Origin of the sequence: Facklamia sp. P13069 (genome assembly GCF_050409405.1) — a bacterium.
Lineage (GTDB): Bacteria > Bacillota > Bacilli > Lactobacillales > Aerococcaceae > Facklamia.
In genome coordinates this window covers 1-5,576 of sequence record NZ_JBNUPN010000045.1, presented here as the reverse complement: position 1 = coordinate 5,576, position 5,576 = coordinate 1, and the positions used below count along the sequence as shown (strand labels likewise).

Here is a 5,576-nt window from a genome sequence, read left to right as displayed (position 1 = left end):
AAGAAACAATTGCTCCCAACCCCCTCAATCGTCGCTTTAGTGCAAAATATCCTCTTCAAAAATTAATCGCTGATGTGACAGCGTTCAAGACAGCCGATGAGCAGAAAATGTATTTAAGGCCTATTATGGAGAACCACTGACAAGTTATAAGAAACTGATGAATAAGATTAATCAATATATTCACCACTATAATCATAGAAGAATAAAACAAAAATTGAGCGATATGTCTTTGCTTGAATACCGAATCCATACCATTCAATTAACCGTTTAAATACAAACTCCAACTTTTGAGGTTCACATCAATTCAGAAGTTCTTTTTGTGAAAATATATTTGTTTAGTGAGCCTTTTCGTATTTATAATCCCATGATAGATGTTCTGCATCGATCTGAACTTGTTTGTCATAATCTTTCAGGACTTCTGCTGTTTTACCTGACAAAAAGATTAGAGCAATTATATTAGGTAAAGCCATTAGCCCCATTGATAAGTCAGCAATATCCCAAACTACACCAGGACTTGCAAAATAACCCATGGCAATTGCCATCAAAGCAACTAACTTAAAAGAATGAATGATTTTCCCATTATCAAAGATAAATTTAACATTGGACTCTGCAAAGAAAAACCAACCAACAATTGTAGTTAAGGAAAAGCTTGATAAGGCGATGGCTAAGAATGACTCTCCAATTTTTCCAAATTGAATTTGGAAAGCAGTTTGTGTCATGATTTGACCATACTCACCTAAAGCTTGAGGAGTCATAGCTTGGATTGTTTCAATGGAATAAGCCCCTGTTAAAAGATTTATCATGACCGTTGCCACACAAATAATAAAAGTACATATAAAAACACCAATCATGGCAATAAAGCCTTGTTCAGCAGGATGTGAAGTCACAGCTACTGCATGAGAATGGGGGGTTGATCCCATTCCGGCCTCATTTGAAAATAAACCTCTAGCTAACCCATATCGCATTGCTTGCTGAACACTGATTCCTAGCGCTCCTCCAGCTATCGCTTGAGGATTGAAAGCGCTATTAATAATCAACTTGATAGTGGGTATCAATTGATCAATGTTTAAAATCATAATTAATAATGCCACTAAAACATATGATATGGCCATAGTAGGAACAACACGCTCAGAAAATTTACCAATCCGCTCCATTCCTCCAATAAGGATCCAGCCAACCACCACTATTAAAACACAGGCTATCAAGAATTGATTTAAACCAAAAGCCGTATTCATTGACGAAATAATAGAGTTAGCCTGAACCATAATACCAACTAATCCAAGTGCAACAATGCACAAAACAGCAAAAATATATGCTAGCCACTTTTGCTTTAAACCATTTTTAATATAGTACGCAGGTCCTCCAACTAACGTACCATCTGAAACTTCCCTCTCCCTAAATACTTGAGACATGGTAGCTTCAGCAAACATTGTAGACATTCCTAAAAAGCCAGAAACCAACATCCAAAATGCCGCTCCCGGACCGCCACCAATAATAGCAGTTGCAATCCCTACTATATTGCCAGTCCCTACTTGAGCCGCAACGGCTGTAGCTAAAGATTGAAAAGGAGTCATACCACCTTCTTTGGCTGATTTACCCTTTATAATATCTGATATCATACGTTTCAGAGCAGGAAAAACACGTGAAAACTGCGGGAAACCCAAACGAACAGTCATAAATAATCCGATTCCAATAAAAGCATATAAAAGAACATAATCCCATAAATAATCTCTAAGTGTTACAACAATATCTGAAAAATTCATTAAATAATTCCTTTCTTAATTAGAAACAGCTGAAGTAGGCCTGTTAATAAATAAATAAATAACTTTCATATATAGGTTCACTCCTTCCAAGATAATTTGTCGCTACTTGTTAAGATTAACACAAACTATAAGGTAAATTAATGGTTTTCATTAATTTTTTTAATCGTTTTGCTCAATAGTATTATAGCTGATATGTTATTTTTAAACATTTGAATGCTTGAAGGAAATTGTGACTTAATTACTAACGTTCGATGTAGAATTTTAGTCATTCATAAGTATGCTAAATATCGAATAAGATTGATAAAAGGCATTCTATTTCATTTTTATGTTAATAAGTAGATTAGTTTGAAAGAACTTAGATCATTAACTAGAATTCTTAATTTTATAAAGAAAGAAGTGGTATCCATCCGATATAAACACCGAATAAATACCACTTAAATAATCACAAAATATCAACTTTTATTATAACTTCCATAACCAAAATCCTAATGCGGCCGAGAAGACTCGAACTTCCACATCCTTAAGGATACCAGCCCCTCAAGCTGGCGCGTCTGCCATTCCGCCACGACCGCTCTATCAATAACGATAGTATATATTGTAACGAATCGGCAGCGCTTATGTCAACTTTTATTTAGGATTTATTAGTTTTAATCCAATGCGTGACCGTTCACGATCAATAGAAATTACTTCTACTTCAACAATATCTCCCACGGCTACTAGCTCAGAAGGATGCTTAATGAATCGACCTTTTGGTGAACTTAATTTAGATATATGGATAAGTCCATCCTGTTTAACTCCAATATCAACAAAAACGCCAAAGTCGACAACATTTCTTACAACACCCTGTAACTGCATATTTTCCTCTAAGTCTTCCAGCTTCAAAACATCGTCTCTTAAAATAGGCGCATCCTGACCATCTCGAATATCTTGACTAGGATTTATCAAGCCTTCCAAGATATCCTTGGCTGTTTCTTTTCCAATTTGATAAGTTTGAGCAATCTGCTGGGTGTCTAAAGATTTTAAAATTTGACTGCTTTCTACTTGACCTATTTCATCTAAAGACAAGCCATTATCTTCTAGAATCCGTTCTGCAATTGCGTATGATTCTGGGTGAATAGAGGTCTGATCTAGAGGGTTTGTTCCTTTTATAATGCGTAAGAAACCAACAGCTTGTTCATAGGTTTTTGGTCCCATGCGTTTCACTTTTTTAATCTGTTTTCGATCCTCAAACCTACCAATCTCATCTCTTAAAAGAATCACATTCTTAGCTGTTGCATGGGTCATTCCAGATACACGTTCTAATAATTGAATACTAGCAGTATTAATGTCGACTCCTACCTGATTGACTGTCATATTAACGACAAAATCCAATTCATCTGCCAATAAATTTTGGCTAACATCGTGCTGGTATTGTCCGACTCCCATTGATTTCGGATCAATTTTTATCAACTCTGCTAGAGGATCTTGCAATCTTCTTGCGATAGAAACTGCACTTCTTTCTTCTACTTGATAATCAGGAAATTCTTCACGAGCTATTTTACTAGCTGAATATACAGAAGCGCCTGCCTCATTAACAACTATAAACCGAATAGACCGGTCAATCTGCTTAACTACTTCACTTACAAAGACTTCAGATTCTCTACTTGCTGTTCCGTTACCAATAGCAATAACATCAACTTGATGTTGTTCAATCATTGACTTTAAAATAGTCGCTGCTTGTTGGCGCTTATAGTCAGTTGCAGGTGGATGCGGATAGATTACACCCTTATCTAGCACACGACCAGTTTCTGAAATAATCGCCAATTTGCACCCCGTACGATAAGCAGGGTCTAATCCGAGTACGCGAAAGCCCTTCATTGGAGGCTGTAAAAGTAAATGACGTAAGTTCTCTCCAAAAATAGCAATCGCATGGCGATCTGCCCTTTCAGTTTGTTCACTCCTAATTTCACGCTCAATTGCCGGCTGAATAAACCGTTTATAGGCATCTTTAATTGCTAACTCAATCCGCTCTTTTTGTTGGTTAGGCAGTTCTTCATCTAGAATATGCTTTTCTATATACTGAAGTGCCGGTTCCTCATCTACTTGGATTTTAACTGAAAGAACCCCTTCTTTTTCACCACGATTGGAGGCTAAGACACGATATTCAGCAATTTTCATTAGTTTTTCTTGGAAATCGTAATACATTTGATAAACTCCACGTTCGTCAATGTCTTGCTCTTTTAAAGTAGTGGTCCAATAGGCATTATATTTTGTATATTTTCGAATAAATTCTCGGAAATCTGCTCGATCCGATATTTCTTGAGCAATAATCTCATGGGCTCCTTCGAGTGCTTTGTCAACTGATGAAACCGACTCGTTAAGATATTTTTCGGCCTCTTGCTCCAGTGGAACATCTAAGTCTTTATTAGTTAGCATCCAACTTGCTAAAGGTTCTAAACCATTCTCAATAGCCACCATCGCTTTAGTCCGACGTTTTTTCTTAAAGGGACGATATAAGTCTTCTACTTGTTGTAATGTCTGTGCCTGTTCAATATTTTCTTGAAGGTCAGCATCCAGCTTCCCTTGTTCCTCAATCGCTTTTAAGACATCCTCTTTGCGTTGATGGAGATTTAAAGCATACTGATACTGTTTATCGATATCATAGATTTGAACCTCATCTAGAGACCCAGTCATTTCTTTACGGTAACGTGAAATAAAAGGGATTGTATTCCCTTCCTCCAATAAATTAAGAACCGCATTAATTTGATTGACTTCTATATTTAATTCGTTGCTAATGGATTTGATAATATTTGCTTGATTGTTTTCATTATTCATCCTATCATTCTCCTTCTAAAACTGGGACGGAATATATCTGAATTACTGCCGTTTTACTAACTTTCATAGCATGCAGTTCTCCTCCAAAGACACAACCACCATCAATTCCCCATTTCATATCTTTACGCCAAACATTGGAATTATAGTAATTCTGATGAAGCACCATAGTTGGAGTGTGCCCAAAAATAATTTGTTTACCGGTAGAATTCTTTGTTTGATGAAAGCTGTCTCTAATCCACAGAAAATCGTGATCAGAAGTGTTTTTCCAGTTTTCAAGCGACAAATCTACACCAGCATGAACAATAATGAATTCTCCATATTCAAAATAATAAGGGAGACCCTCTAACCAAGTTTCCAGCTTAGGATAAGTCTGTTTAATTTGACGAGCTAGTCGTCTGGCTTGTGATTTTACGACTTTCTCTTCAGGAATATTTAATAACTGACAAATAGTCGCTACTCCACCATTCATAATGTAATGATTAAAAAAATTATGCGGGCTTCGCAAAAAATTTAAGAGCATGGATTCGTGGTTCCCTCTTAAACAGAGGGCATTCTTTTCTTTTTGAAGTTGCCATACACGGTTTAAAACAGCTAAACTATCATAGCCACGATCAATATAATCTCCAATAAAGACCAATCGCTCTTCTTCAGGTATCCAACTTGCTAATAGTTGATCTAATTCATCACTCATTCCGTGGATATCTCCGATAACAAATAAGTGCTCTGGATTATTTTTCACTGCTTCACCGCCTTTAAAATCGAATAAATTAAGTATAGCATAGCTTAAGTAGTAGGAAAATCATAGAATATTTTATAGAAAGCTCGATCAATAGTAAAGCCCCTCACGCAAGTTAGAAGAAACTACTTGAAGGGCTTTATTGTTTTGGTTCTATAATAAACAGGGTGGATGGAAGAAAAACACTTCCTTCCATCCTATTTTTTGGTACATAAAAACACAGAAGTCCGATCTATTAAAAGTGGTAACTAAAATAGAAAGGA

The 5,576-nt window shown here is 36.2% G+C and carries 3 protein-coding genes, 1 tRNA gene and 1 pseudogene; 1 reads left to right on the top strand and 4 read right to left on the bottom strand.

The genetic code is table 11. The annotated features are described in order from the left end of the window. Window positions 1–130: 130 nt before the first annotated feature. Window positions 131–271: pseudogene (locus tag ACQV2T_RS09185) on the top strand (IS3 family transposase); the annotation flags it as partial. 64 nt (window positions 272–335) lie between these two features. On the opposite strand, the gene ACQV2T_RS09180 reads toward ACQV2T_RS09185, so the two are convergent. From ACQV2T_RS09180 to ACQV2T_RS09165, 4 genes are all read right to left on the bottom strand, one after another. After that, window positions 336–1,763, bottom strand: a complete 1,428-nt coding sequence (locus ACQV2T_RS09180) for an alanine/glycine:cation symporter family protein (RefSeq protein ID WP_428875543.1) — start codon at window positions 1,761–1,763, stop codon at window positions 336–338. A 489-nt stretch (window positions 1,764–2,252) separates the two neighbouring features. Next, window positions 2,253–2,335: transfer RNA gene (locus ACQV2T_RS09175), tRNA-Leu, on the bottom strand. A 55-nt stretch (window positions 2,336–2,390) separates the two neighbouring features. Then, on the bottom strand, window positions 2,391–4,577 hold the full coding sequence (locus ACQV2T_RS09170) for a Tex family protein (protein WP_428874575.1): 2,187 nt from the start codon (window positions 4,575–4,577) through the stop codon (window positions 2,391–2,393). A gap of 4 nt (window positions 4,578–4,581) precedes the next feature. Continuing rightward, window positions 4,582–5,316 (bottom strand): metallophosphoesterase family protein, encoded by a 735-nt coding sequence (locus ACQV2T_RS09165; RefSeq protein WP_428875545.1) that lies wholly within the window; start codon window positions 5,314–5,316, stop codon window positions 4,582–4,584. Window positions 5,317–5,576 lie beyond the last annotated feature (260 nt).